General features: G+C 64.5%; 24 protein-coding genes and 1 pseudogene. 12 read left to right on the top strand and 13 right to left on the bottom strand.

The genetic code is table 11. The features are described from left to right. Nucleotides 1-251: 251 nt before the first annotated feature. From MRBLSP13_RS03320 to MRBLSP13_RS03310, 3 genes and pseudogenes are all read right to left on the bottom strand, one after another. Nucleotides 252-2,780 carry a cation-translocating P-type ATPase gene (locus MRBLSP13_RS03320; RefSeq protein ID WP_363752690.1) on the bottom strand — a complete coding sequence of 843 codons (2,529 nt, stop codon included), beginning with the start codon at nt 2,778-2,780 and terminating at the stop codon, nt 252-254. A 1-nt stretch (nt 2,781) separates the two neighbouring features. After that, nucleotides 2,782-4,179, bottom strand: a pseudogene (gene ppsA / locus MRBLSP13_RS03315) (phosphoenolpyruvate synthase); the annotation flags it as partial. 12 nt (nt 4,180-4,191) lie between these two features. Continuing rightward, the gene (locus tag MRBLSP13_RS03310) at nt 4,192-5,205 is read right to left on the bottom strand and encodes a PEP/pyruvate-binding domain-containing protein (RefSeq protein ID WP_363752688.1); all 1,014 of its coding nucleotides are present in this window, start codon (nt 5,203-5,205) and stop codon (nt 4,192-4,194) included. Nucleotides 5,206-5,360: 155 nt separating this feature from the next. On the opposite strand from MRBLSP13_RS03310, the gene MRBLSP13_RS03305 reads away from it, so the two are divergent. The 6 genes from MRBLSP13_RS03305 to MRBLSP13_RS03280 all read left to right on the top strand — a co-directional run bounded on the left by MRBLSP13_RS03305 (nt 5,361) and on the right by MRBLSP13_RS03280 (nt 10,679). Then, nucleotides 5,361-6,956 carry an MBL fold metallo-hydrolase gene (locus MRBLSP13_RS03305; RefSeq protein ID WP_363736754.1) on the top strand — a complete coding sequence of 532 codons (1,596 nt, stop codon included), beginning with the start codon at nt 5,361-5,363 and terminating at the stop codon, nt 6,954-6,956. A gap of 11 nt (nt 6,957-6,967) precedes the next feature. Beyond that, nucleotides 6,968-7,639, top strand: a complete 672-nt coding sequence (locus tag MRBLSP13_RS03300) for an NAD(P)H-dependent oxidoreductase (RefSeq protein ID WP_363736756.1) — start codon at nt 6,968-6,970, stop codon at nt 7,637-7,639. A 5-nt stretch (nt 7,640-7,644) separates the two neighbouring features. Then, the gene (locus MRBLSP13_RS03295) at nt 7,645-9,132 is read left to right on the top strand and encodes a thymidine phosphorylase family protein (RefSeq protein ID WP_363736758.1); all 1,488 of its coding nucleotides are present in this window, start codon (nt 7,645-7,647) and stop codon (nt 9,130-9,132) included. After that, on the top strand, nt 9,129-10,013 hold the full coding sequence (locus MRBLSP13_RS03290) for a ribose-phosphate diphosphokinase (RefSeq protein ID WP_363736759.1): 885 nt from the start codon (nt 9,129-9,131) through the stop codon (nt 10,011-10,013). The genes MRBLSP13_RS03295 and MRBLSP13_RS03290 overlap by 4 nt, the downstream gene beginning before the upstream one ends. A gap of 167 nt (nt 10,014-10,180) precedes the next feature. Continuing rightward, complete coding sequence (locus MRBLSP13_RS03285) at nt 10,181-10,537, top strand: hypothetical protein (protein WP_363736760.1); 357 nt, start codon at nt 10,181-10,183, stop codon at nt 10,535-10,537. A 13-nt stretch (nt 10,538-10,550) separates the two neighbouring features. Then, a complete protein-coding gene (locus MRBLSP13_RS03280; protein ID WP_363736761.1) occupies nt 10,551-10,679 on the top strand; it encodes a hypothetical protein in 129 nt (42 codons plus the stop codon). Between the two features lie 15 nt (nt 10,680-10,694). On the opposite strand, the gene MRBLSP13_RS03275 is transcribed toward MRBLSP13_RS03280, so the two are convergent. The 10 genes from MRBLSP13_RS03275 to MRBLSP13_RS03230 form a co-directional block, all read right to left on the bottom strand. Next, nucleotides 10,695-11,363, bottom strand: a complete 669-nt coding sequence (locus MRBLSP13_RS03275) for a phosphoribosyltransferase (protein WP_363736762.1) — start codon at nt 11,361-11,363, stop codon at nt 10,695-10,697. Continuing rightward, nucleotides 11,360-12,016, bottom strand: coding sequence for a dienelactone hydrolase family protein (locus MRBLSP13_RS03270; protein WP_363736764.1), 657 nt, complete (start codon nt 12,014-12,016; stop codon nt 11,360-11,362). The genes MRBLSP13_RS03275 and MRBLSP13_RS03270 overlap by 4 nt, the downstream gene beginning before the upstream one ends. 2 nt (nt 12,017-12,018) lie before the next feature. Further along, complete coding sequence (locus MRBLSP13_RS03265) at nt 12,019-13,365, bottom strand: erythromycin esterase family protein (protein ID WP_363752685.1); 1,347 nt, start codon at nt 13,363-13,365, stop codon at nt 12,019-12,021. A 154-nt stretch (nt 13,366-13,519) separates the two neighbouring features. Continuing rightward, nucleotides 13,520-13,789: a response regulator transcription factor gene (locus tag MRBLSP13_RS03260; protein WP_363736767.1), complete on the bottom strand. Its 270-nt coding sequence runs from the start codon at nt 13,787-13,789 to the stop codon at nt 13,520-13,522. 11 nt (nt 13,790-13,800) lie between these two features. Next, entirely contained in the window at nt 13,801-14,220 is a 420-nt protein-coding gene (locus MRBLSP13_RS03255; protein WP_363736769.1) for a response regulator transcription factor, read from the bottom strand. 35 nt (nt 14,221-14,255) lie between these two features. Further along, nucleotides 14,256-14,894: a response regulator transcription factor gene (locus tag MRBLSP13_RS03250; RefSeq protein WP_363752682.1), complete on the bottom strand. Its 639-nt coding sequence runs from the start codon at nt 14,892-14,894 to the stop codon at nt 14,256-14,258. Continuing rightward, the gene (locus tag MRBLSP13_RS03245; protein WP_363736773.1) at nt 14,860-16,758 is read right to left on the bottom strand and encodes a PAS domain S-box protein; all 1,899 of its coding nucleotides are present in this window, start codon (nt 16,756-16,758) and stop codon (nt 14,860-14,862) included. Before MRBLSP13_RS03245 ends, MRBLSP13_RS03250 begins: the two co-directional genes overlap by 35 nt. 259 nt (nt 16,759-17,017) lie before the next feature. Continuing rightward, nucleotides 17,018-17,818, bottom strand: a complete 801-nt coding sequence (locus MRBLSP13_RS03240) for a universal stress protein (protein WP_363736774.1) — start codon at nt 17,816-17,818, stop codon at nt 17,018-17,020. 237 nt (nt 17,819-18,055) lie between these two features. Further along, nucleotides 18,056-18,712 carry a BON domain-containing protein gene (locus MRBLSP13_RS03235; protein WP_363752679.1) on the bottom strand — a complete coding sequence of 219 codons (657 nt, stop codon included), beginning with the start codon at nt 18,710-18,712 and terminating at the stop codon, nt 18,056-18,058. Beyond that, a complete protein-coding gene (locus tag MRBLSP13_RS03230) occupies nt 18,684-19,436 on the bottom strand; it encodes a HAMP domain-containing sensor histidine kinase (protein ID WP_363752677.1) in 753 nt (250 codons plus the stop codon). Before MRBLSP13_RS03230 ends, MRBLSP13_RS03235 begins: the two co-directional genes overlap by 29 nt. A gap of 186 nt (nt 19,437-19,622) precedes the next feature. On the opposite strand from MRBLSP13_RS03230, the gene MRBLSP13_RS03225 reads away from it, so the two are divergent. From MRBLSP13_RS03225 to MRBLSP13_RS03200, 6 genes are all read left to right on the top strand, one after another. Beyond that, nucleotides 19,623-22,289, top strand: coding sequence for a bifunctional acetate--CoA ligase family protein/GNAT family N-acetyltransferase (locus MRBLSP13_RS03225; protein WP_363752675.1), 2,667 nt, complete (start codon nt 19,623-19,625; stop codon nt 22,287-22,289). After that, nucleotides 22,279-22,509, top strand: coding sequence for a hypothetical protein (locus MRBLSP13_RS03220; RefSeq protein ID WP_363752672.1), 231 nt, complete (start codon nt 22,279-22,281; stop codon nt 22,507-22,509). Before MRBLSP13_RS03225 ends, MRBLSP13_RS03220 begins: the two co-directional genes overlap by 11 nt. Next, complete coding sequence (locus tag MRBLSP13_RS03215; protein WP_363752669.1) at nt 22,503-22,970, top strand: cation transporting ATPase C-terminal domain-containing protein; 468 nt, start codon at nt 22,503-22,505, stop codon at nt 22,968-22,970. Before MRBLSP13_RS03220 ends, MRBLSP13_RS03215 begins: the two co-directional genes overlap by 7 nt. Before the next feature lie 174 nt (nt 22,971-23,144). After that, nucleotides 23,145-24,140 (top strand): zinc-dependent alcohol dehydrogenase family protein, encoded by a 996-nt coding sequence (locus tag MRBLSP13_RS03210; protein ID WP_363752737.1) that lies wholly within the window; start codon nt 23,145-23,147, stop codon nt 24,138-24,140. Between the two features lie 231 nt (nt 24,141-24,371). Next, nucleotides 24,372-24,518, top strand: a complete 147-nt coding sequence (locus MRBLSP13_RS03205) for a hypothetical protein (RefSeq protein WP_363752667.1) — start codon at nt 24,372-24,374, stop codon at nt 24,516-24,518. After that, a complete protein-coding gene (locus MRBLSP13_RS03200) occupies nt 24,515-25,009 on the top strand; it encodes an Hsp20/alpha crystallin family protein (protein WP_363736781.1) in 495 nt (164 codons plus the stop codon). The genes MRBLSP13_RS03205 and MRBLSP13_RS03200 overlap by 4 nt, the downstream gene beginning before the upstream one ends. Nucleotides 25,010-25,043 lie beyond the last annotated feature (34 nt).

Genomic DNA, 25,043 nt, shown 5'->3' with positions numbered 1-25,043 from the left:
GCGACGTTCAGCGAAGCGTCGATAGCACAGGTAGAACGAAATGCAAAATCCAGGTGATCGGATCGGTCGCGGCGACGTCGCTTGCAGCAATCACTCAACCCTGCACAACCTGATCCGCCTCAGCGCGCACAGACGACGCAACTGTGGCGGATCCGGGCCATACCTGTGTTCACATATGGCGTCATCACGACTTCCAAAGGAGCAGCACGCCGCAATTCGCTTTTATCGAAGCAACTGCACTTGAAGGGCGGTCAAGCGCGCCTGCCACGCCGTTCCTTGACGATCTCGCACAGAAACAGAACGATCGTGGGCGGTGTGATCAAAAAAGGGAAATCCGCTGGCCTGAGGGGGGAGAAATCGAGAATCCGTCGTAACGGCGCCAGCAGGACGATCGACGCGGATGCTAGCAGCACAGCAGCCGCTGTGTACCGCAATGACGCATTGTTTCGCCATAGGGCGCGGATGAGCGAGGTGCTGAAGGATCGGCTCACCAGTATGAGCGCCATGATGGATCCGACCAGCGCGAAGAAAAGGATCGTCCTAACGCGATCCGGAGCAAATCCCCAATACGTCACTCCCAGCTGAAGCCCGAGCAGCAGCGCGAAAGCAATCCCGCCATATACGATGCTGGGCAGGATCAAGCCCTTCGAAAAAAGACGCTCGGCCGGGTCGCGAGGCGGCCGCTGCATGATGCGGCTTTCGTCCCGCTCCGCCTCAAAAACGAGAGCGCAGACGGGATCGATGATCATTTCCAGGAGCGCGATCTGAATCGGCCCCAACACCAATGGCAGGCCCAGCAACAGCGGAGAAACGGCAAGCCCCGCAATCGGCACATGCACCGCGAAGATGAAGCCGATGGCCTTGCGGATATTGTCGTAGATGCGGCGGCCAAGGCGAATGGCGATGACGATCGCGCCGAAATCATCCTCCACCAGCACGATGGCCGACGCCTCCCGCGCAACATCTGTGCCGCGCTTGCCCATCGCGATGCCGATATCGGCGGCCTTCAGCGCCGGCGCATCATTGACCCCGTCGCCCGTCATCGCCACCACTTCGCCTGCGGCCTTCAGCGCCGACACGATCCGCAGCTTCTGTTCCGGCATGGTGCGGGCGAATATCGTGACATCCTTCACCCGCACGCAAAGGTCAGCGTCGGAAAGCGCCCTCACCTCGTCGCCCGCCATCACCACGCCCGCCCCGATCCCCGCCTGCGCGGCGATCGCCTGCGCGGTAATTGGAAAATCGCCGGTTATCATCACGACCCGGATACCCGCCGCCAGGCATTGCGCGACGGCCTCGGTCACGCCAGCCCGCAGCGGATCGGACAAGCCAATCAACCCCAGCAGCGTGAAGTCGTGCACTTCATGCCCCTTCGACAGATCATCGCCCGACGCCTGCGCCGATGCGACGCCGAGAACGCGTATCCCCCGCGCCGCCATCGCCTGCGCCGCCTGTTCCAGCGCCCGGCGCGCGTCCCCATCCAGACGGCACAAGCGCGCAATCGCTTCCGGCGCGCCCTTGGCCGCCACGGTCAGCGGCTCGCCTTCGCCCGCCGGCCGCCAGACATTGGACATCGCCAGCAGGTCCGGTCGCAGGCCATAAGTATGTACTAACTCCCAATCGCCGCGGGCAGGAAGCCGGGCATCCCTGGCAATGCCATGAAACGCGACCTCCATGGGATCGACCGGCACCGGCGCGCTGGCCAGCGCTGCCGCCCCGATCAAGTTGTGGAAGTCGGGATGCGGCAAACCTTCGCCGAGACCCGTCGCAGCGCCAGACGGCAACCAAAGTTCGGTCACGGTCATCCGGTTCTGTGTCAGGGTGCCGGTCTTGTCAGTGCAGAGGACCGTCGCAGCGCCCAAAGCCTCTATAGCCGACGCGCGCCGGGTCAGTACCCCCACCTGCGCGATGCGCCAAGCGCCCATCGCCAGAAAGATGGTCAGCACCACCGGAAATTCTTCCGGCAACAACGACATGGCGGTGGCGATCCCTGCCAGCAGCGCCGCCATCCAGTCGCCACGCAAAGCGCCATAAAGCAGCACGACCAGGAGCGCTACGCTGACACCGCCAACGGCGCACAGGCTCACCGTCCGCGCCGTTTCCTTCTGAAGGTGCGGAACCTGCGTCTCCAAAGTCTCCAGGAACCGCCCGATCTGACCGACGCGGCTGCGAAGGCCTGTCGCCGTCACGCGCGCAACGCCGCTGCCGCGCGTCACGATGGCGCCTGAAAAAAGATGGGGCGTATCATCCCCGCCCGGCTCGGCCTGTTCCTGATCGCTTGGCCCCGCCGCCCGTTTCCGGACAGGTACCGCTTCGCCGGTCAGCAGCGATTCGTCCGCCTCCAGTGCCTGCGTCTCCAGCAGCAGAGCGTCGGCCGCAATCCGGTCCCCGGCATCCAACACCAATATATCGCCGGTCACTACCTCGCGCCCCGCTATGCGCAGCGCTTCCCCATCACGTATCACCAGTGCGCGCGGCGCGGACAGGTCGCGCAGCGCTTCCAGCGTGCGTTCCGTGCGCGCCTCCTGAACGATGGTGATGAGGATGGAGAGGCCCGCAAAACCCAGCAGGATCAACGCCTCGGCCTTGTCGCCCAGCAGCAGATAGAGGCCACCCGCTGCCAACAGCATAGCGAACATGGGTTCGCGCAGCACCTCCATCGCGATCCTGAACGGCGTGCGCCGCGCTGGCCGTGGCAGTTCGTTCGGCCCTTCCGCCGCCAGCCTCTCCCGCGCTTGCGAAGCGGAAAGGCCCGTCAGTTCAGCGCCAGCACCGGCCATCTCAGGCCGCAGGAACAACTCGCCCGGCTTCCGCCGCGGCCACGCATTTCAGGGTCGCGACGAAGCTGTCGGGGTTCAGGGATATGCTGTCGATCCCTTCGCGCACCAGGAATTCGGCGAACTCCGGATAATTGCTCGGCGCCTGCCCGCATATCCCGACCTTCACCCCCGCCTTGCGCGCACGGGCGATCAGGTCCGCGATCATCTTCATCACCGCAGGATCGCGCTCATCGAACAGCGGTGCGAGCAAGTCTGAATCGCGATCTACGCCAAGCACCAGTTGCGTCAGATCATTGGAGCCAATCGAAAAACCATCGAACCGCGCCGCGAACTGCTCCGCCAGCACCACATTCGCGGGAATCTCCGCCATCATGTAGAGTTGCAACCCTCGCTCTCCCCGCATCAGCCCATGGCGCGACATTTCGGTGATCACCCTGTCCGCTTCGCCAAGCGTCCGGCAGAAGGGGACCATCACGATCACATTTTCAAAGCCAATCACCTCCCGCACAAACCGGATCGCCCGGCACTCCAGCGCGAAGCCGTCGCGATAGCGCTCATGATAATAGCGCGATGCCCCCCGGAAGCCGAGCATCGGATTTTCCTCATGCGGCTCGAACGCCGCGCCGCCCAGCAAGTGCGCATATTCATTGGTCTTGAAGTCAGACAAGCGCATGATCACCGGATGAGGATGGTGCGCGGCGGCGATCTTCGCGATGCCCCGGCCCAGCGTCTCGATGAAATAGTCGCGCGGATGATCATAGCCACGCGTCAGCAGCTCGATTTCCCGCCGCTCAGCCGCATCGCTCACCTGATCGGGATGGGCGAGTGCCATCGGATGGACCCGGATGAGGTTGCTGATGATGAACTCCATTCGCGCCAGACCCACGCCGCGCGAGGGCAGCCGCCACCAGCGGAAGGCGCTCGCCGGGCTCGCGACGTTCAGCATCAAGTCCGTGCGCGTGAGCGGCAGGCTGGCCGTATCGACCTCTTCCGAAACAAAGGGCAGGCGGCCAGGATAGACATGTCCCCGGTCCCCTTCCGCGCAGGACAAGGTAAGGTCCTGCCCTGCGGTCAAGCGACTGGTCGCGTCTCCCGCCCCCACGATGGCGGGTACGCCAAGCTCCCGACTGACGATCGCCGCATGACTGGTCGGCCCGCCATGATCGGTGACGATCCCCGCCGCGCGCCGCATCACCGGCACCCAGTCGGGATCGGTATTGTCGGTCACCAGGATCGCGCCATCGACGAATTGCGCAATGTCATCGGTGCTGCGGATGATGCAGGCCGCGCCGGACGCGATGGCATCGCCCACCGCCGCGCCCGTGACGACCGGCGCAGGCGCCTTGCCCGTCAGCCGCCAGGTCTTGAGCGCCGTCGCAGATCGCGTTCCATGCACCGTTTCGGGCCGCGCCTACACGAGGAACAGCTTGTCGCTCTCGCCATCCTTGGCCCATTCCAGGTCCATCGCGCAGCCATAATGCCGCTCGATCAACACGGCCCAGCGGGCCAGCTCCAATATCTCCTCGTCCTCCAGCACAGGATGGTCGCGCTCATGGCGGCTGCATTCGACCAGTACCGTCCGCGCGCTGCCGCCGGTGGCATAGATCAGCTTCTGCGCCTTCGCGCCGACCCGCTTCTCGACGATCGGCTTGAGCCGTCCGTCCGACAGGAAGGGCTTGAACACCATATAGCTGTCCGGATCGACCCGCCCCTGCACCACCGTCTCGCCCAGCCCCCAGGCCGCGCTGATGACGGCGACGCGCGGGAAGCCCGTCTCCGTGTCGATCGAGAATATGACCCCAGATCCCGCAAGGTCCGACCGCACCATGACTTGTATCCCGATCGACAGCGCGATCTGCAAATGGTCGAAACCCTTCGCCTCGCGATAGGAAATCGCCCGATCGGTAAACAGCGAGGCGAAGCAGCGGCGGCACGCGTCCAGCAGCGCCCGCTCGCCCACGACATTCAGGAAGCTTTCCTGCTGCCCCGCGAAACTCGCGTCCGGCAAATCTTCCGCCGTAGCGCTCGACCGCACCGCGACCGCGACCTCGCGCTTGCCAGCCTTCCGCGACAGATCCCGATAAGCCGACACTATCGGATCAGCGACCGACGGCGGCAATTCCGCGTCCAGAAACAGCCGCCGCGCGCCCTCGCCTGCCTCATGCAGCGGCATCGCACCGCTGCGATACTGCGCCACGATGCCCGCCAGCCGATCCCCAATCCGGTTATGCTCCACCAGCGCGCGATAGGCCGCCGCCGTGGTCGCAAAGCCCGGCGGCACCGCGATGCCCGCCCCGCCCAGCATGGAGACCATCTCGCCAAGGGAGGCATTCTTGCCGCCTACCCGGCCGACATCGCCGCGCCCGATCGCATCGAACCAGAGGATCACCTCGTCCTTGACGGGCAATGGCGGCTTCGTTGGCACTTGGCTGCTCATCGCTTCACTGTGCGGACGCGCCCCGTCTCGCGACATTAGGAAAGATACGGATGCGCCCCTGCCCATCAGTATAACTACGGACTGCCTCCCCCGCCCGTTGGCCCCATGATGATGGCCGGAAAACAAGGATCGGGAGAAACGGCTTGAGCCCTGCCTTAACCCTCACATTCCATGGCGCGGCAGGCACCGTCACCGGCTCCTGCATGGAATTGCGGCTGGGCGATCGGGCCATCCTCGTGGACTGCGGCCTCTTCCAGGGATCGCGCACGCTCGAAACGCTGAACCATGGCGCATTCAGCTTCGAGCCAGGCAAGATCGACGCGGTCGTCCTCACCCACGCCCATATCGACCATTGCGGCCTGCTCCCCAAGCTCGCGGCGCAGGGTTTCGACAAGCCCATCTGGTGCACGCCCGCCACGTCAGACCTGCTCGAATATATGCTCGCCGACGCGGGGCGCATTCAGGAAAGCGAAGCGGATCGCCGCAACCGCCGCCGCGACCGCGCGGGCGAAAGCCTGTTCGAGCCGCTCTACACCGAGCAGGATGCGCTCAATGCCTGGCGCCTCACCCGCCCGACGCCGCTGTGCGACTGGTTCGACCCAGCCCCCGGCTTCCGCGCGCGCTTCTGGAACGCGGGCCATATATTGGGCGCAGCCTCGGTCGAGATAGAAACCGCAGGCATGCACCTCCTCTTTTCGGGCGACCTTGGCCCCATCAACAAGGCCTTTCACCCCGACCCACAGGCCCCCGCCGGTCTCGACCATGTGGTCTGCGAAGCCACCTATGGCGACCGCGCGCGGGAAAAGTTCACCATCGAACAACGCCGCACCCAATTGGAGACAGAGATCAAGGACGCCCTGTCGCGCGGCGGCAACCTCATCATTCCCAGCTTCGCGCTCGAACGCACGCAGGAACTGCTGCTCGACCTCGCCAAGCTGGCCGACGCCAACCGCATCCCCAACGTCCCGATCTTCGTCGACTCCCCCCTCGCCAGCCGCGCCACCAAGGTGTTCGCCGCCCATGCGTCGGAACTGGAGGACACCGGCGGGGAAGACGTCTTTCGTCACCCGTCCATTCATTATGTCGAGGATGTCGCGGAATCGATCCGCCTCAACACCATGACCGGCGCTATCATCATGGCCGCATCGGGCATGTGCGAAGCGGGCCGCATCCGCCATCACCTGAAGCATAATCTGTTCCGGCGGGACTCCACCGTCCTGTTCGTCGGCTTTCAGGCGAAGGGATCGCTCGGCCGCGTCATCCTTGACGGAGCCCAGCGCGTCCGCATTTCTGGCGAGGACATCAATGTCCGCGCCCGCATCCGCCGCATCGACAGCTATTCTGCCCATGCCGACCGCGATGAACTGCATGGCTGGATCGGCGCGCGCAGGCCGATCAGCGGCAGCCTGTTCCTCGACCATGGCGAACCCGAAGCCGTCGCCGCCCTGCGCATCCTGACGCAGGCGGACAATCCCGCAGCCAGCATCATTGCCCCGCAGATCGGCGAAGTCTATGCGCTGGAACCCGGCAAGCCGGCCCACCGCATCCAGACCGGCCGGGTCGACATGGAGGAGCTGAGCGGCCCCGACTGGCAGAATGATTATGCCGACTTCATCACCCACCTGAAACAGCATCTCGGCCGCATCCGCAGCGAACGCGCCCGCCGCGATGCGCTGGCGCGGATGCGGCGCGTGCTCGACGCCTATCAAGAGGCGAAGCAGCGCCAGCACGCCAAATGAGGAACTCGGCCATGCCCAGCGCGTCCCCATCTCCCATCCGCCACGCGGTGGTGCTCGCCCACCCCGATCCCCGCAGCTTCAACGCCGCCATCGCGCAAACCTATTGCGAGGCGGTGGAGGCGGCGGGTCAGCAGGCGATCCTGCGCGACCTCTACGCCATGAACTTCGATCCGGTGCTGAAGGCACATGAACGCCCGGGCCGCAGCGACTTCCGCCTCTCCCCGGACGTGCAGGCCGAACTCGCCCTGCTATGCGGCGCCAATGTCATCACCTTCATCTTTCCCGTCTGGTTCGGCATGCCGCCTGCCATCCTCGTCGGCTATATCGACCGGGTGCTGGGTGCGGGAACAACCATAGGCCAGGTCCAGCATGGCGCGGGCACTGGCCTGCTCGGCAACGGCCATCTGTGCGCCATCACCACCTCCGGCGCGCCGGAGGACTGGCTGCAATCGCAAGGCCAGGCCCAAGCGCTCCGCAATCTCGCCGGCACCTATCTGTTCCGCGCCTTCGCCATGCAATCGAGCGAGGCGCTGTATATCGGCAATGTCGTGGACAGCGCACCCGCCGACTTCTTCAAGGACAATCTTGCCCGCGTGCGCCAGCGGGCGGCCAGTATCTGCGCCCGTGTCGCGCAGGAACTGCATGGCACACCCGTCCCGCCGCAACTTGGCGACGGCAGCTGATCCTCATGCTGACGATCAAGCGCCTCGCCATCGACACCTACCCTGAAAACACCGCCTTTCTGTTGCGTGAAAGCAATGGCTATTCCGCCGAGCAATTCCAGGCGCTGCGCAAGATCCGCATCAGTGACGGAAGCGCCGAAATCCTCGCCACCCTCGCGCTGGTCGATGAACCCGCGATGCTGAAGCCGGGCGAAATCGGCCTTGGCGAGCAGGCATTCCGGCGCCTCGCCCTGCCCGAAGGCGCGGCCGTTGCAATCGAACAGGCGATGCCGCCCCGCAGCCTGGAATTTGTCGGGCGCAAGATCGACGGCGATACGCTTCAGGATGACGAGATATCCGCGATCATCCGCGACATCGCCGCCCACCGCTATTCACCGATGGAAATCGGCGCATTCCTGGTCGCCTGCGCCGGGTTCATGAGCACGCAGGAAACCCTTGCCGTCACCCGCGCCATGGCCGATGTCGGCAACCGCTTCGACTGGAAGGCCCCGCTGGTCGTCGACAAACATTGCATCGGCGGCATCCCCGGCAACCGCACGTCGATGATCGTAGTGCCGATCGTGGCGGCGCACGGCCTCATCATGCCCAAGACATCGTCGCGCGCGATCACCTCCCCGTCCGGCACCGCCGACACGATGGAAGTGCTGGCGAGCGTCGACCTCAGCGAAGACGCGATGCGCGCCATCGTCGCCAGGGAAAAGGCCGTGCTCGCCTGGGGCGGCAAGGTGAACCTGTCGCCCGCCGACGATGTGCTGATCTCCGTCGAACGCCCGCTGCGCATCGACACGTTCGAGCAGATGGTGGCTTCCATCCTGTCGAAAAAGCTCGCCGCCGGGTCCACCCATCTGGTGCTCGACATACCGTTCGGACCCACCGCAAAGGTCCGCACGCAGGATGACGCCGTTCGCCTGCGCAAGCTGTTCGAACATATCGCAGACGAGATCGGCCTCGTCATCGACATCGTGATCACGGACGGTTCGCAGCCCGTTGGCCGGGGCGTCGGCCCGGTGCTGGAGGCGCGCGATGTCATGGCGGTGCTGCGCAACGATGCCGACGCGCCGCAGGACTTGCGCGAGCATGCACTGTTCCTCGCGGGCCGCGTCCTCGACTTCGATCCCGCCCTGCGCGGCGGCCGGGGCTATGCGCGGGCGATGGACCTGCTCGCCTCTGGCAAGGCGCTCGCCGCCATGGAAAGGCTGATCGACGCGCAGGGACGGCAGCCGGTGAAGTTCGCCCTCGGCGACCATGTCCATGAAGTGGTCGCGCCGCATGAAGGGCGGGTGAGCGCGATTGATTGCCATCGCATCGCGCGCATCGCCCGCCTCGCCGGTGCGCCGATGGACAAGGGCGCGGGCATCGACTTACTGCACAAGGTCGGCGCGCAGGTGCGAAAGGGGCAGGCGCTCTATCGCATCCACGCCCAGTCGCCCACTGGCCTTGGCTTCGCGCGCGACCTCGCGGCGGAAGATTCGGGCTATATGGTGGCACGGTGAGCGCGGTGATCCTCGCCTTCGCGGACAGCATGGCGGCGGCGGATAGGCTGGGCGCATCGCTCGACCTGCCGGTTCGTGACGTCGCCGTTCACCGCTTCCCTGACAAGGAAGCGCTCGTCCGCATTCCAGCATCAGCGCGGAGCGTCATCCTGTATCGTTCGCTCGACGATCCCGACCGCAAGCTCATCGAACTCCTGCTCGCCGCTTCCGCCGCGCGGGACAGCGGGGCGGAGCGCGTCATCCTCGTCGCGCCCTATCTTGCCTATATGCGGCAGGACAAAGCCTTTCACCCCGGCGAAGCGGTCAGCCAGAAGGTCATTGGCGGCCTGCTCGCCAGCCATTTCGATGCGCTCCTGACGGTCGATCCCCACCTCCACCGCGTCGCCACGCTATCCGAAGCCATCCCCGGCATCTCCGCCATCAGCCCGTCCGCAGCCCCCCTGCTCACGGCGCTGATCGACGCCGGGGATAATCCGATCATCATCGGCCCGGACAGTGAATCCCGCCAATGGACCGAAGCGATCGCCAGACCGCTCGGCCTCGAAACCCTGGTCGCCACGAAACAGCGCCTCAGCGACCGCCAGGTGAGCCTGACCATCCCGGACGTGGAGCACGCAAGGGGCCGCCGCGCCATCATCGTGGACGACATGATCTCCAGCGGCCGCACGCTGGTGGAAGCGGCGAAATTGCTGCGTCAGGCAGGCGCAACCTCCATCGAAGCCATCGCCACTCACTGCCTCGCTCACCCTGACGACCTCGCCTTCATGGCTGCCCACGGGATCGCGCGCATCGCCAGCAGCGACAGCATCGACGGACCAACAAGCAAGGCCGCGCTCGCCCCCCTCATCGCCCACGCGATGAGGGACAACGGGCTGGCTTAGATCATAGAAGCACCAACCCCGCTCGGGCGGTGCTTGCCGAGGCCCTCTACTCCGTCATGATCTCGGCCACGCGCCGCCGGCCAGCTCGCGCGCCGCGCTGCCCACGCCGGCATAAGTATATGTCCCCATTGGTCCCGCGCGGCGGGCGTGGGAAAAGGGGGATGCTGATGACCAGTAAAGGACAAGGTGCGATGCGGACGATGGCCGTACTGGCGACGGCTCTGCTGGCGGTCGCATGCAAACCCGCCCAGAAGGCAGAGGCTCCCGCCCCCGACCCCAATGCGTCGGCGACGAACTACGCTACGGAGGTCGCCGTGCTGCCCAAGCAGGCCCGCGACGCCGTCTTCTTCCGCGCCATCCGCGATGCGGGCCTGCCGTGCCAAACTATCGTGAGCAGCAACCCCATGCCGGGCGCGCCCTCGCCCGCCGTCGTCTGGCGCGCCCAGTGCGAGGACAAGGCCTATCACCTGATCCAGATCCAGCCCAACGGATCGGCGGTCGTCACCAGCCGCTCCACGCCCTGACGGGTTGCGTACCATGCGCTACCGGCTCATCCTCGCCACCCTTGCCGTAGCGCTGATCCTTGCCGTCCTCGTCCTCCAACTGATCGGCATGGAGTGGCTCTGGGTCATCCTGAACGGCATCATGCAGCACGAACTGCGCTGACAGCCCTCAGGCCGACTACCCGCTCCGCAAAGCCCGCGCCTCGCTGAGCAGGCTCACCACTTCCTCGTCAGTCGTCTGATCAAAGACGACATAATGCGCTCCCACCGCATAAAAGGGATAGGGTTCATAGAGGCATATCACATCGTCGCACTCCTCCCGCAGCCCCGCGACAACATGGGCGGGCGCAACCGGCACCGCCAATATCAGCCGCGCGGGATGCGCCTTGCTCAGTCCCTTGAGCGCCGCCTTCACCGTGCCGCCGGTGGCGATCCCGTCATCGACGATGATCACCGTGCGGCCTGCCACCGCAATCGGCTCCCGGTCGCCCAGATAGGCCCGCCGCCGCCGGTCGATCTCGGCCAGTTGCTTGCGCATTTCGGCCCGGACATATTCGGGCGTCGGCCCCAATTGCCGCACCACATCCTCGTTAAGCACAAGCTGCGGGTTCGCGCCGTCGACCACCGCGCCGATGCCCAGTTCTTCATATCCCTGCGCGCCCAGCTTGCGCACGAACAGCAGGTCAAGGTCCGCCCTCAGCGCCTTCGCCACCTCGAAAGCGACCGGCACGCCGCCGCGCGGCAACGCCAGCACCAGGGGATTGTCCTCGGCCAGATGGGACAGCACCTTTGCCAGACGTACACCCGCATCGCGGCGATCGTGGAACAGCATCGATGGCAGCTTCATCGCGCCGCTCCTTTCAGGTGAGAGGTGAACCAGCGCGCCGCAAGCTTGATCACCTGGTCGAGCGTCCCCTGCTCGTCGAACAGGTGGCTGGCACCCGGAACCACCACCAGTTCCGCGGGTGCCTTCATCAACGTCTTGGCATCATGGTTGAGCGCCAGCACATCCTGGTCCAGGCTGCCGACGATCAGCAGCGTGGGCGCCTTCACGCCCCCCAATGCAGCCGCGCCCGCCAGGTCCGGCCGCCCGCCGCGCGACACGATGGCCGCGGCCCGATCCCCCGGCATGGACGCCGCGATGATCGCCGCCGCCGCGCCCGTGCTCGCGCCGAAATAGCCGAGCGGCAACGGCCCAAGCTGCGGCACCTCCTCCGCCCATTCCGCCACCTCGCGCAGTCGCCGTGCGAGCAACCCCACGTCGAACACATTGCGTCGGTCCCGTTCCTCCTCCGGCGTCAGCAGGTCGACCAGCAACGTCGCCATGCCCACACGGTTCAGGCCCGCCGCCACATGCTGGTTGCGTGGCGAGTGCCGCCCGCTGCCGCTGCCATGGGCAAATATCACCAGCCCGGTTGCGTTTTCCGGAACGTCCAGGAAGCCCGACAGGCGATGCGCGCCAATGACCACATCATGTCTGTTCGCGATAAGCTCTGTCATGATCATAATCCAAAAGGCCAGGTTTCTGGCGCGCCATGCGGCCGTTCGGCGCCCAGCGGCACCACCGCCGTCGTCTGAGCGAACCACACCCACGCGTCGAACTGCTCCGCCATCACGGCCTCGAAATAATGGCTGAGCCGCTCGGTCTCGGGCCGGTAAACGACACCTATGGCGCGCTCCAGCAGCGGCTGGCTCAGCGCATCGCGCAATGCCGCCTTGTCCCGCCCGCGCCAGTCGGTCAGGCAGCGCGCCACGCCCGTTCGGCGAAAGGCATGCTCATAGCTGTCGGGCCGCGCCGGGCGCACCGTCTTGATTTCCATCGCGCTGCCCCAATCGCTCGCCGCCGCGACCAGGCCCGTATCGGTGCCGAACCCGATCGACACCGCATCATCGCCATAAGCAAGGCGGCAAAGCTGGCCGATGTTGAATTCCCCCTGCCATCCCATGGCCGTGGCGGCGGCGTTGCCGATATGGCTGTTATGCGCCCAGATGACCGCCTTCGTGCCACTGCCGCGATGCGCGATCAGGTTTTGCAGCGTTTCGAACATATGGCGGTCGCGCAGATTCCAGCTCTCGGTCGAGCTGCGATACATGGCCCGGTAATAGCGTTCGGCCGCCCGCACGATGCGCGCATTCTGATAGGCGTCGAACCACGCGTCGCCATCGTGTTTCAACAGGTCCAGCCGCTGGTCGAGCAACTCGCGAAGCTGCGCCACGACGCCGTCCTCGCACCCATTGCCGCCCGACATCATGACGGTGCGGCCATATTGGGCCGGTTCGTCCTGCCATGGCGTCAGACATCCATATCGGCGGCGAGCCTGCTCCGCTTCCTGCGGATCGACCTTGTCCAGATAGGCCAGCACGGCATGGATGGATTCGCTGAGGGAATAGACGTCCAGCCCGTGAAAGGACGCCTGCCGCTGTGCCTCCAATCCCTGATTATGGCCACGCAGCCAGTCGGCAAAGGCCAGCACTTCCTGGTTGCGCCACATCCATGTCGGAAAGCGGACGAACACATCGCCTTTTCTGGGGCGCGGTGCCTGATGCCGGACATAATCGTCGATGCGCGCCGCGTCGGGCCAATCCGCCTCCACCGCCACCAGCGCAAAGCCATGCCGTTCGATCAGCCGCCGCGTGATCGCCGCCCGCGCGCGGTAGAATTCCGACGTGCCATGGCTCGCCTCGCCCAGCAGGACGACGCGCGCATCCCCGAAACGGTCGAAGAAATTTCCGAACGCCTCCACCTCGTCGGGCGAAGGCAGCAGCTCGGCATGGCGGCGCAGCATCTGCACCAGCTCGTCGGACGCTTCCATGGTCGAATGGCGGGCGGTTCTTGCCTCAGTCATCATCTTCCTCGCATGCAATCGCTGAAGATAGAGGGGCCACTATTCCGGGGTCCCGCCGCCATGATCCCACAATCCATGCCCGGCGACATTGGGGATTATACGAGGTGCTCCAGCGCCGGGACCGGTTGCGCCCGGTGAGACGGGCAGGCGATCGGCCTCAATGCGACGGCCTGCCTTGGCCGGCGTGCGACTGGCCGTGAAGCACATACAGGGCAACGAGCTGGGCCACCGACTGCACGCCCAGCTTTCGCATCAACCGGGCGCGATGGACCTCGACCGTCCTGTGGCTGATGCCCAACAGCTTGCCGGTCTCCCGGTTGGTATGGCCGCTTGCCACCGCGGCCAGCACTTCGCGTTCGCGGGGCGACAGCAGGTCCATGACGGCGAAAGGCCGCGCGGCTGCCTGCTTTTTCCCAGCGTTCGTCATGACGGCACCTGTCAGTTCCCTACTTGACCCATCGTCGCGTCCCTGATGGCGTTTATCAGCGCCGAATCCTTGCACGGCTTGTCGATCAGAGCGCCAAAGCCATGCGCCATCGCCTTTTGCAGCAATTCGGCCGAACCATAGGCAGTGACCAGTATCGCGGGCCCGCTCCATCCCGCCGCGCGCAACCTGTCCAGCACCTCCAGGCCATTGCATCCCGCCATCCGGTAATCCGTCACCAGACAGGCCGGGTTGTTCGCCTTCACATCGGCGACCAGCGCCTCGGGGTCGGCAAAGGAACGCACCTGAAAACCCCGCCCCTGCAACAGCAGCTGCATCGAACGCCTCGCTCCGGCATCGTCGTCCAACAGGGCGACGAAAATCGGGGGGCTGGATAATTTCGGCGCGCCTTGCGCCGCTGGTGTGAGCAACATGAGAAAATGGTGCCATGGCGCGCGCGCGCAAGTCTTTACGTATTGATCGCAGTCAGGTCCTTGTGGCCCATGCCTGCGGCAAAGGCGATGCGCAGGGCGTCCGACAGGCTATGGACATGCAGCTTCGCCATCAGATTGGCGCGATGCACCTCGACCGTCCGGGATGAAATGCCAAGGTCATAGGCGATAGTCTTGTTGGGAAGCCCCTGCGCCAGCCCCTCCAGCACCTCCCGCTCCCGCACCGTCAACGCCCCGATGATCAGCTCCGCGCGCGCAGCATCGGCCGTCGCCCCCTTGGCAGAGCGCACCCGGTCCAACGCGCGCTCGATCGCATCGATCAGGACCACTTTTTCAAACGGCTTCTCCAGAAAGTCGATTGCGCCTGCCTTCATCGCCTGCACCGCTATCGATATGTCGCCATGTCCGGTCATGATGATGACCGGCATCGCGATCCCCCGCTCCACCAGGACGCGTTGCACCTCCAACCCATCCATGTCGGGCATGCGAACGTCGAGCAGGATGCAGCCTTCCTCGGCCGATCTGGCTTCCTTCAGGAAGGAGACCCCCGACACCCATGTCTCCACGCTATAGCCCGACGTCTTGAGCATATAGCCCGCCGACCGCCGGACGGCATCCTCGTCATCGATGATGTGAACGAACTTCTTCACGGTCATATGCCTCCTCGGCTTGCGCTCGAATGAGAGTGAAGTGGAAATCGGTGCCTTTTCCCTTGCGGCTTTCCATCCAGATCTTGCCGCCATTCACCTCGACGATGGTGCGGCATATGGAAAGGCCAAGGCCCATACCGTTGGGCTTGGTGCTGACGAATGCGGTGAAAAGCTGTCGCGCCACCCCCGGTGCAATGCCGCAGCCGGTGTCCGACACGATGACTTCGACCAGATCGTCCTTGGCCGCGCGCGTGGCGATGGTCAGCTGCTTGACCGCGCTGTCCGCCATCGCCTCGCACGCATTGCGAACGAGGTTGATCAGCACTTGCTGGATCTGGACCCTGTCGACCAGCACGGGCGACGCCAGCGGATCGATGTCGAACTGCACGTCGATCCCCATTTCGCGCGCGCCGGCGAGGCCCAGCGCAGACGCCTCCTGCACCAGTTCGGGCAGGCTTTCGATCGTCTTTTCCACCTCGCCGCGCGACACGAACTCCCGCAGTCTGCGAACGATCTGGCCTGCCCGCAGCGCCTCGCTCGCCGCCTCTTGCAATGCCTCTCGCATCATTGGCCACTCGCTTTGCTGTGGCTGCGCCATCTGGTCGCGCACGGCCTCGACATAATTGGCGACGGCGGCGATCGGCTGGTTGAGTTCATGGGCCAGCGTCGACGCCATCGTTCCCATCGCGCTCACCCGCGTCACATGGATCAATTCGGCCTGCAATGTCGCCATATGATCTTCGACCGCCCGCCTTTCGGTAAGGTCGCGGATGAAGCCGGTGAAGATGCGCTCATTCCCGCGCACCGCCTCGCCGATATATAGTTCCATGGGGAATATGGACCCGTCGGCCCGCCGGCCCGAAACGACCCGGCCCTTGCCGATGATGCGCTTTTCACCGGTTTCCAGATAACGCTGGATATAACTGTCATGCCGTTCACGATCAGGGGACGGCATCAACATGCGCACATTCTTGCCCAGCACCTCTAGCTCGGCATAGCCGAACAGCGCCTCTGCGGCCGCGCTGAACGACAGCATCGTGCCAGCCTCGTCGATCACCACCATCGCGTCCGGCACGGTGGACAGGATCGCGCGCAGCTGGCTTTCATGGGCGCGCAGCTGGCCTTCGGCCGACCGTTTTTCGGTGATGTCGGACACGATCTTCGCAAAGCCGCGCAGCGCGCCATCTTTGTCATGAAGCGCGGTCCAGCTAACCGCCGCCAGGAATTCCGACCCGTCCTTGCGGACGCGCCAATCCTCTTCTTCGAATCGCCCTTCTGCGCAGGCACGCTCGATATCGGCCTCGGGCTTGCCCGCCGCAACGGCTTCGCGGGGATAGAATAGGGAAGATGGCTTGCCCAGCACCTCCTGCTCGGTCCAGCCCTTCAACCGCTCGGCGCCCCGGTTCCAGATCATCACCCGGCCAGCCGGATCCAACATGTAGATCGCCAACCCGTGCGCGCCATCGATCAACAGGTTGAGCTCGACCGCCAGCTGCTCGTTCGCCGCGCCGCCATGTTCGACGGCGACTTCAGCCACCTCCAGCCGCTGGTTCGACTGGCGGACGAGGCGGCTCATCAGGATGATGCCGGCAGCGGTCACGACGAACAGCGCGATCTCGATCAGGTCGCGGTTCTGTAGCGTCGACCGATAGGTAATCGCCACCCCTGCCGCAACGCTCAGCAGGGTAGCGAGGATCGCCGGTCCCTTGCCCAGCCAGAGCGCGATGCCCAGGATTGCGATGACATAGGGCAGATAGGCCGACCGGTCGCTCAGCCATGGATCAAGAAGCAGCCGGACCGCCGCTACTAAAGCAACCCCCAGAATGGCGAGGGCGTAATATTGCGGACGCGCTGTTTTCCATGACGGCATGGCCTCACCCTATGCGGGATTTTGACGTCAGCCTGGCAAGGCCCTGCGCACCCTAACATCATTGGCCGTATTCCAACACACGACTTATCCATTCCCTCGTAAGTCTTTGATATGGAACAGATGATATTTCAGCCATGTCCGTGCAATCCCGGATGGTCATTACGCTACCTAAACGACTCCATGATCTACGCCTTTAGGTTGGACAGCCTCCCCGCCTTCCACCCAAAGCCATTTCAATTGATGCTTTCATTATGGGATTTCAGTGAGCCAGGAATAACGGGACATTCGCTTCCCCCAGCATTGTCCGGGTGATTCCGCCGAACAGACTCTCGCGCAACCGCGAATGTCCATATGCTCCCATGATGCAGAAAGCCGGCCGCCGCCTGTTCATCTCGGCCAGCAGTCCCGCCGCGACGCCGCCTTCCGGCTCGTCCAGATGCTCAACCCGCGGCCTGACGCCATGTCGGGAAAGATAGGCCGCCGCATCTTCCGCAAGCTCGCCACTGACTTCGCCCATCTCGATGATCGTCACGCCCTCGGCGCTCGCCAGCAGTGGCACCGCCGCCCGCAACGCTTCGGCAGCCGGGCACGATCCATCCCACGCGGCCAGCACATGGCCGCCAAAGTCGATGCCCCGGCTATCGTCAGGAACCGCCAATACGGGCTTTCCTGATTTCAGCACCGCATCTGACACGATTGGGATCATGTCGGGCATCATGCGATCCGCGAGCGACGTATTGAGGACGATGATGTCCGCCAGCATCGCGCTGTCCTGTATCGGCGGCGTGATGAAGCCCGTTTGATCAACCCAGTTCCAGGCCACGTCTTCCGCCTGTAGCCGCGCCCGGATACGTCCGGCATTGACCTCTTCCCGTTGTCGCGCATCCTGAAGCAGCATCAGTTCGGCGTCCGGATAATATTCGCTGCCCGCCAGCACCGGGACCTGCACGACGTCGAGGCAGGTCAGATGGCCGGAAAGGCATCTGGTCAGGTCCAGCGCCGCCTGAAGGCGCGCCTCCTGACCGGCATCATCATGGACGAGCAAGAGCACGTTCTTCATGTCGATTTCCTCATGATAAGATGTTCGCTATCCAACGGATGTCATCCCGGCATTCGGGCCAGGATCATCGCCGCGATGGCGATCATCAGTCCGATGGTCATGGCTGCCTGAAACATGGCGTCTGCGGATTGGCGCACGCGATCTATGACGGACATATGCTCCTCCAATGAAATAGCGTCAGGGACCGACCCGCAATGGAGCACCCCGGCAGGCAATGGCGCCCGCCGGGGGATCGGGTCAGAATGTTGATACGACGATATTGTCCTCGACCTTGGTCACGCCGGGCGCTGCCCAGGCCGCCCGCTCCGCGACGCCGCGTTCGTGCCAGGCCTTCACCCGTCCGCCGAGGCGTACCGTGTTCCCAACCGTCGCGATCGTAACGCCGGCAGCGTCGAGATCCGCCTGACGCTTGAAGGCGGCGGCGATCCGTTCCCGAATGTCAGCGCTGACGGGCAGCTTCTTCACCTCGACAAGGTTGCTGACGCCGGTCACGCCGGAAACCCTGGCGGCTGCCCGTCTCGCCTCATCGCTCTGATAATAGGCATCGACAACGCCCGACAGCGTGACCCAGCCCTTCTCCACCTTCACATTGATCTTCTCGTGCGGGATGGAGACGTTCCACGAAAACATGTCGAGGATGCGCTTGGCAATTTCATGGTCCGCCGTCTTGGGTTCGGACTTGAAGCGCACCTGGATCTCCTCGGCGATCGCCTTGACCCCGCTGACACGCCGAGTCGCCTTTTCCGCTGCCATCTTCTCCAGATAGTTGGAAACATAGCCGGACAGGGTCACCACCCCGTCATTCACCGCCACGCCGATATCCGCATGATCGACGCTGGGATCCCACTCAAGTTCGTCCATCACGTCATGCTGCAACTGTCCATCGGTCTTCATCGCAACTCTCCTTGTTGATGGGTGCGCTCCAATGCCGGGCGCGTGATTTGCTGGCGGCGGAAGGCGCCACCGGCAAAAGCATGGCGACCACTGTGCCCGAGCCTGCTCGGGCACCGCCGCGAATGAATAATTTGCCTCTCATGTCCCGGATTGCTCTACGGACCCGCTGCAAGCCGTTCCCACGGCATCCGTCCACTGTGGTTAGTCGCGGTCGCGCAGCGCCGTTCGCCTGCAAGCCCGGACCATCGTCCGCAATCACCAGCCAGATCCAGTCATTGATCCTGCGGCAACGGAGCCAGATATGCCGCGCACCCGCCCTGACCGCATTGGCGACCAGTTCCAGCATCACCGCTTCCAGTTCGGCCGGGTCGGCGCTTACCCGAGCATCGGGCAAGGCCATCTGCGTGTCGATCTCCAATGACGCCGGGTGGTTCACCATGGCGTGGAGCAAGGGCGCGGCGTGTGCGACCTGCGCGCCCACATCCATCGGGCAGCACTGTCCCGCCTTCTGCCTGGCAAGCAGCCGGGACGTGAGCTCGTTGCCCCGCACAGCCGCCTCCTCCAGCCCGCGCAGCATGGTTTGCCGCTCGGGGCCGTCTTGATGCTTGTCCAGCAGATGCCTGATTGAAGCAATGACAGCGAACAGGTTGCGCAGATCGTGAACCGTTTCCCGGACAGGATCGTGCCGTGGAGCACCGCCTTCCATGTCGCCTGAACGCTGCATGTTCGCCTCCTCGCTGATGAGGCCATTTTACGAACTGCGCATCGCCGCCCTATTCGCAACTTCCCGTAAGTAGCTTTTCATTAACCGTGCCGGACGCCCTGCGGCATTTACGGATATCTCCATGGACATCGCCCTTCCTAGGATCGCTGCGTACCCGCGCGATCCCAGCCAAGGACGAAATCAGCCATGACCATCCGCAATCTGTCGCCGCTTCTTCACGCCAGGACCATCGCCCTGATCGGAGGATCGCAGGAGGAAGGCGCCATCGGCACGCTCGTCCTCGACAATCTGCTCGCGGGCGGGTTCGAAGGTAGCATCCATGTGGTCAATCCTCACCCGGTGACGCGACAAGGCGCGACATGGGTCGCCAGCCTCGCCGACCTGCCCGCCGCACCCGAACTTGCCGTCATCATGACGCCCGAACCGACCGTGGCGGGCATCATCGACGAGCTTGGAACCCTCGGCTCCCGCTGCGCCGTCATCCTGTCAGCGGGCCTTCACGATGCCAGCGCATTTCACCACGCGATCAGGGCCGCGGCCCAGCGGCACGACATGCGGATCGTCGGACCCAATTGCCTGGGCATCATGGCGCCCCATGCGCGGATCAACGCTACCTTCGCCTGCACCCCGGCGCTGCCGGGCAATCTTGGCCTCATCTCGCAGAGCGGCGCGCTCATCACCGCAGTACTTGATTGGGCGCAAACCCGCCGGGTGGGCTTTTCGGGCATCATTTCCGCAGGCGACATGACCGATGCAAATCTTGGCGACCTGATCGACCTGCTCGCGGCCGATGCGCACACCCACGCCATTCTGCTCTATGTGGAGGGCGTCACCGAGGCGGCCGAGTTCATGGCAGCCGCTCGCGCGGCTGCGCTCCATAAGCCGATCATTGCGATCAAGGCCGGCAAAAGCCAGCTCGCCGCGCAGGCGACCCTTTCGCACACAGGGGCCATGATCGGCTCCTATGATGTGTATAAAGCCGCCTTCGAACGCGCCGGGATCCTGCTGGTGGACAGCCTGACGGAACTGTTCGACGCCGCCGAGATCCTCTGCGCCTGTGAGCCAATTCCCGGCAATCGCCTGGCGATCCTGACCAATGGCGGCGGCGCCGGCATATTGGCGGTCGATGCCTTGGCGCAGGCGGATGGGCAGCTCGCGTCATTGGCGCCGGAAACGATCGCCTCCCTTGCGGAGGTCACGCCCGCAGGTTCGCCGCGCGCCAATCCCGTCGATATATTGGGCGACGCGGACCCAGGCCGCTATGCCGCTGCTGTACGAGCCATCCTGCGCGACAGCGGGAGCGACGCGGTGCTGCTCATGAATTGCCCGACCGCACGCAGCGAAGCGAGGGAAACGGCGCTGGCTATCTGCCGCGAAGTCGCGGCGGCGGCGCAGGATCGCATCCGCAAGCCTGTCCTGGCTTGCTGGCTCGGTGACGCTAACAGCGACAGGGTAAGGCCCGTCTTCGCGGCGGCGGGCATCCCGGTCTTTTCGACACCCGATGACGCCGTCCGCGCCTTTGGCTATCTGGCCCAGGCTCGCCGCCTGCGCGAGAGCCTGACGGAAGCGCCCGCCCGGTCGCGCGATGTGCAGGCCGACCGTGCCGCCGCCCGCGCCATCATCTCCGGTGCGCAGGCGGACGGATGCACGACACTCTCCGAAATCAAGGTGAAGAAGCTGCTGGAAGCCTATGGCATCCCTGTCGCCCCCACGCGCTTTGCCGCTTCGGCGGACGCCGTGGAAGAGGCCTGCTGCTGGCTGAGCGCGCCCTATGCGGTGAAGATCGTCTCGCGCGACCTGCCGCACAAATCGGATGTGGGCGGGGTCGCGCTCGACCTGCCAGACGCCGGGGCTGCCGTGGCCGCCGCGCGAGAGATGGAACGGCGCATCCGCCGCGACTTGCCCGAGGCCCGCATCCAGGGGTTCGCCGTCGAGGACATGATAAATGTGGAAGACGGGAGGGAGATGATCGTGGGCCTCAGCACCGATCCGGCTTTCGGCCCCATCATCATGGCTGGCGCGGGCGGGGTCGCGACTGAACTTCTCGACGACAAGGCCATCGACCTCCTCCCGATCGACCATGCGCAGGCTGACGCCCTCATTGCGCGGACGCATATCTCCCGGATGCTCGCCGGATATCGCAACGTCCCGGCAGCGGATGTGGAAAGCGTCGCCGATGTGCTGGACGCCGTGTCGGCCATGGCGGTCGACCTTCCCGACCTGATGGAACTGGACATCAACCCCCTGATCGTGAGCGCGGCCGGCGTCATCGCCCTTGATGCACGGGCGCGTATCACCGCCGGGGCGGCAACGGCATCCCGCCTTGTCCTGCGCGCGCCGCCGGAAGGATGGACGTCCGACCTCGTCACGGAGCAGGGCCTTCGCTTCCATGTGCGGCCGGTGCGCCCTGACGACGGGCCCGCCGTGGCGGCCCTTTTCGACCATGTCTCGCCCGAAGACCTGCGCTTCCGCTTCATGTCGGGCGTAGCCAAGGTCAGCCGCGAGCAGATCGCGATGATGACCCGCGTGGATTATGTCCGCACCATCAGCTTCGTCGCCTTCGGAGAGGAGGGCGACCTCCTCGCCATCGCCATGCTCGCGACCGATCCTGATCGCACCCGCGCGGAGATCGCACTCAGCACGCGCACCGACATGAAGGGCAAGGGCCTCAGCTGGACCTTGTTCGAACATGTCCTGCGCTATGCGAAGGCGGAGGGGATCGAGACGATCGAGTCCGCAGATCACGAGGCGGCCCTGCGCATGGAACGGGAACTTGGCTTCGTCACCATCGCGGATCCCGACGATCCCACCGTCCGGATCGCCAGGAAAAGCCTGGCGGCTCATGTCAGCTGACAGCATGTGCGGCAACGAACGGCCCTTTGATTTCGAAAGACGGCGCGTATCGGTGTTGGCTGAGCAGGAAGGAGACAGGATCGAGATCGTCAAAGGGGCGCCAGAAACGATCCTGGACCTGTGCGATCAGGCGCAAGTGCCAGACGGAACGATCATGCCGCTCGACGCTACGCTCAAGGCAAGCCTCATCAAGCTGCACGATGACAATGCCGCATGTTGACGATGGCGCTCGCGTCGCTGTTCCTGCCCTTCCTGCCGCTGACGCCGGTCCAGATCCTGCTCAACAACATGCTCTATGATTTGTCGCAGACAGGCATAGCGTTTGACCGGGCAGAAGGCGGCGATCTTGCCACGCCGCGTGGATGGGCCATGCGCGGCCTCGTTCACTTCACCCTCATCATGGGGCCCTTGTCGTCACTGTTCGACATCGCGACCTTTGCGGCACTCATCGCCCTTGTGGCGGCAACGGCCGCACCGCCTGCTCGTAATGAGCGCCAGCCTCTGCCTCGGCACGGCGATCGCCCTGCCTTTCCTCCCGTTCGCGCCTACGTTGGGTTTCTCCGCGCCTCCACCGGGCATCCTCATGGTGACGGCAGCGCTGGTCGCCGCCTACCTCCTCTGCGCCGAAGCGCTCAAGCGGGTGGCGATGCGATAAGGTCTCTGCGGCGAATCAGGGCGTGATCGTGTATTATGCCACCAGAGCCGCTCCAGAGCCGTGCTGGTGGCGGTTTCGTGGCCGTGGAGCTGCCTCTGGCTGCTGGGCATGGTGCTCGCCATAGACCTCATATCGCAAGGCGTGATGCTTATGCTGTTCGGTTTTTCCCTGCGTTCGGCGGACAACGTACAGTGAAGCCGATGGTGGCGATGCAGATCCCCGCGCCGGGCGCTGCCCTCCGGCGGATCGAACGCCCCATCCCCGATCCCGGACCCGGCGAACTGCTGATCGAAGTCGCTGCCTGTGGTGTCTGCCGGACCGATCTGCATGTCCTCGACGGCGAAATCTCCGCCCACTATCCCATCATACCAGGCCATGAGATTGTCGGCCGCGTCGCGGCACGGGGAACCGACGTTGAGGGCTTCGCCATAGGCCAGCGCGTGGGCGTCCCCTGGCTCGGGCACACATGCGACATCTGCTCCTATTGCCGGGCAGGGCGAGAAAATCTCTGCGACGCTCCGCTCTTCACCGGAGCCACCCGCGACGGGGGCTATGCGAGCCATGCGATCGCCGACGCGCGATATTGCTTCGACCTGCCCGATTGCTTTTCCGACGTGGAGGCCGCCCCCCTCCTCTGTGCTGGCCTGATCGGGTGGAGAGCATTGCGGTTGGCCGGCCCGGCAAACGTCATCGGCCTCTACGGCTTCGGCGCCGCCGCGCACATATTGGCGCAGGTCGCCCGGCATCAGCAGCGTACCGTCTACGCGTTCACCCGATACGGCGACACAGCGGGGCAGGACTTTGCCCGTTCGCTTGGCTGTGCCTGGGCGGGCGGCTCCTCCGAAAAACCGCCTGCGCTTCTCGACGCCGCGCTGATCTTCGCCCCGGCGGGCGAACTCGTTCCCCGTGCCCTGCGATCGGTCAAGAAAGGTGGCCGCGTAATATGCGCAGGCATCCACATGAGCGACATCCCCTCCTTCCCTTATGCCGACCTGTGGGAGGAAAGACAGATCCTGTCGGTGGCCAACCTGACGCGGGAAGACGGCACCTCCTTTTTCGAACTGATCGGCGGCATGGAACTGCACATCGTCACCCAAAGCTTTCCCCTCGATCAAGCCAATCAGGCATTGCAAAGCCTGCGCGAAGGCAGGGTCAAGGGCGCGGCCGTCCTTGTCCCGCCGATGCCGACTGCGTGACTCTACTTATGGCGCGGCATCCTGCTCCGGACGACAATTCAGCATGGACTCTATAATGGAGAATGACCCATGCGCCGCCATGTCGCCAGTGCCGCGCTGCTCAACCTTTCGCTCATAGTCGGAGCGTCGGCGCAGACCGCTCCGCCCCGCGCGCCGTCACCCCCGGCCGCGCCTAAGATGGACTGCCCAATGCATGACCGGGCAGGCGGGCACATGATGCAATCGGGCGCCATGCCGATGCAGCAGGGGCGTCCCATGCCCGGAGCGATGGAGCATTGCCGCGCGATGCATGATCCAGCCGAACGCCGGCAACAGCATCAGATGATGCACCATCCCGGCGAACCGCCAGTTTCACAAAAGCAGGAGAAGGACAAATGACTGATTTTCGTTCACTCATCCCCTTTGGGCGCAGCAATCTCTTCCGCACCGGCTTTGATCCCTTTGCCGAGATGCGCAAGGAAATGGATCGCCTGAGCGACGATCTCGGCCGTGGCTGGCTCACCAACGGCGATGGCGGAAACAGGGGCTTCAACCTCCCCCGCGTCGACATTGCGGAAACGGACAAGGGCTTGGAACTGACCGCCGAACTGCCAGGCTTTGACGAAAAGGACGTGTCTCTCGACGTGCAGGACGATATCCTGACCATAAAGGCCGAGCATAAGGAAGACCGCGAGGAAAAGGATGAAAAGAAGAATTATCATCTGATCGAGCGCAGTCGGGGCAGCTATCTGCGCCGCGTTGCACTTCCGTTCGAAGCCGATGCGGACAAGGCCAGCGCCCATTTGGAAAAGGGCCTGCTGAAAGTCATCGTCCCCCGTCTCGCCACGGAAGCAAGCAAGCCGCGTCAGATTCCGGTCGGATCGAAATAGCAGGACAAAAATCGATACGGGCAGGCAATGGTCT

The organism is Sphingobium sp. LSP13-1-1.1, assembly GCF_040676415.1.
Classification (GTDB): domain Bacteria; phylum Pseudomonadota; class Alphaproteobacteria; order Sphingomonadales; family Sphingomonadaceae; genus Sphingobium.
Note: the sequence above shows the minus strand (reverse complement) of the source record. Positions and strands in the feature narration are given on the sequence as shown.

Bases quoted from the DNA above. Each gene is read 5' to 3' on its own strand.
- MRBLSP13_RS03320 (WP_363752690.1), bottom strand. From the start codon at position 2,780: ATGGCCGGTGCTGGCGCTGAACTGACGGGCCTTTCCGCTTCGCAAGCG.
- MRBLSP13_RS03300 (WP_363736756.1), top strand. From the start codon at position 6,968: ATGCCCAGCGCGTCCCCATCTCCCATCCGCCACGCGGTGGTGCTCGCC.
- MRBLSP13_RS03295 (WP_363736758.1), top strand. From the start codon at position 7,645: ATGCTGACGATCAAGCGCCTCGCCATCGACACCTACCCTGAAAACACC.
- MRBLSP13_RS03285 (WP_363736760.1), top strand. From the start codon at position 10,181: ATGACCAGTAAAGGACAAGGTGCGATGCGGACGATGGCCGTACTGGCG.
- MRBLSP13_RS03280 (WP_363736761.1), top strand. From the start codon at position 10,551: ATGCGCTACCGGCTCATCCTCGCCACCCTTGCCGTAGCGCTGATCCTT.
- MRBLSP13_RS03275 (WP_363736762.1), bottom strand. From the start codon at position 11,363: ATGAAGCTGCCATCGATGCTGTTCCACGATCGCCGCGATGCGGGTGTA.
- MRBLSP13_RS03270 (WP_363736764.1), bottom strand. From the start codon at position 12,016: ATGACAGAGCTTATCGCGAACAGACATGATGTGGTCATTGGCGCGCAT.
- MRBLSP13_RS03265 (WP_363752685.1), bottom strand. From the start codon at position 13,365: ATGATGACTGAGGCAAGAACCGCCCGCCATTCGACCATGGAAGCGTCC.
- MRBLSP13_RS03260 (WP_363736767.1), bottom strand. From the start codon at position 13,789: ATGACGAACGCTGGGAAAAAGCAGGCAGCCGCGCGGCCTTTCGCCGTC.
- MRBLSP13_RS03255 (WP_363736769.1), bottom strand. From the start codon at position 14,220: ATGTTGCTCACACCAGCGGCGCAAGGCGCGCCGAAATTATCCAGCCCC.
- MRBLSP13_RS03250 (WP_363752682.1), bottom strand. From the start codon at position 14,894: ATGACCGTGAAGAAGTTCGTTCACATCATCGATGACGAGGATGCCGTC.
- MRBLSP13_RS03245 (WP_363736773.1), bottom strand. From the start codon at position 16,758: ATGCCGTCATGGAAAACAGCGCGTCCGCAATATTACGCCCTCGCCATT.
- MRBLSP13_RS03240 (WP_363736774.1), bottom strand. From the start codon at position 17,818: ATGAAGAACGTGCTCTTGCTCGTCCATGATGATGCCGGTCAGGAGGCG.
- MRBLSP13_RS03235 (WP_363752679.1), bottom strand. From the start codon at position 18,712: ATGAAGACCGATGGACAGTTGCAGCATGACGTGATGGACGAACTTGAG.
- MRBLSP13_RS03230 (WP_363752677.1), bottom strand. From the start codon at position 19,436: ATGCAGCGTTCAGGCGACATGGAAGGCGGTGCTCCACGGCACGATCCT.
- MRBLSP13_RS03225 (WP_363752675.1), top strand. From the start codon at position 19,623: ATGACCATCCGCAATCTGTCGCCGCTTCTTCACGCCAGGACCATCGCC.
- MRBLSP13_RS03220 (WP_363752672.1), top strand. From the start codon at position 22,279: ATGTCAGCTGACAGCATGTGCGGCAACGAACGGCCCTTTGATTTCGAA.
- MRBLSP13_RS03215 (WP_363752669.1), top strand. From the start codon at position 22,503: ATGTTGACGATGGCGCTCGCGTCGCTGTTCCTGCCCTTCCTGCCGCTG.
- MRBLSP13_RS03210 (WP_363752737.1), top strand. From the start codon at position 23,145: ATGGTGGCGATGCAGATCCCCGCGCCGGGCGCTGCCCTCCGGCGGATC.
- MRBLSP13_RS03205 (WP_363752667.1), top strand. From the start codon at position 24,372: ATGCCGATGCAGCAGGGGCGTCCCATGCCCGGAGCGATGGAGCATTGC.
- MRBLSP13_RS03200 (WP_363736781.1), top strand. From the start codon at position 24,515: ATGACTGATTTTCGTTCACTCATCCCCTTTGGGCGCAGCAATCTCTTC.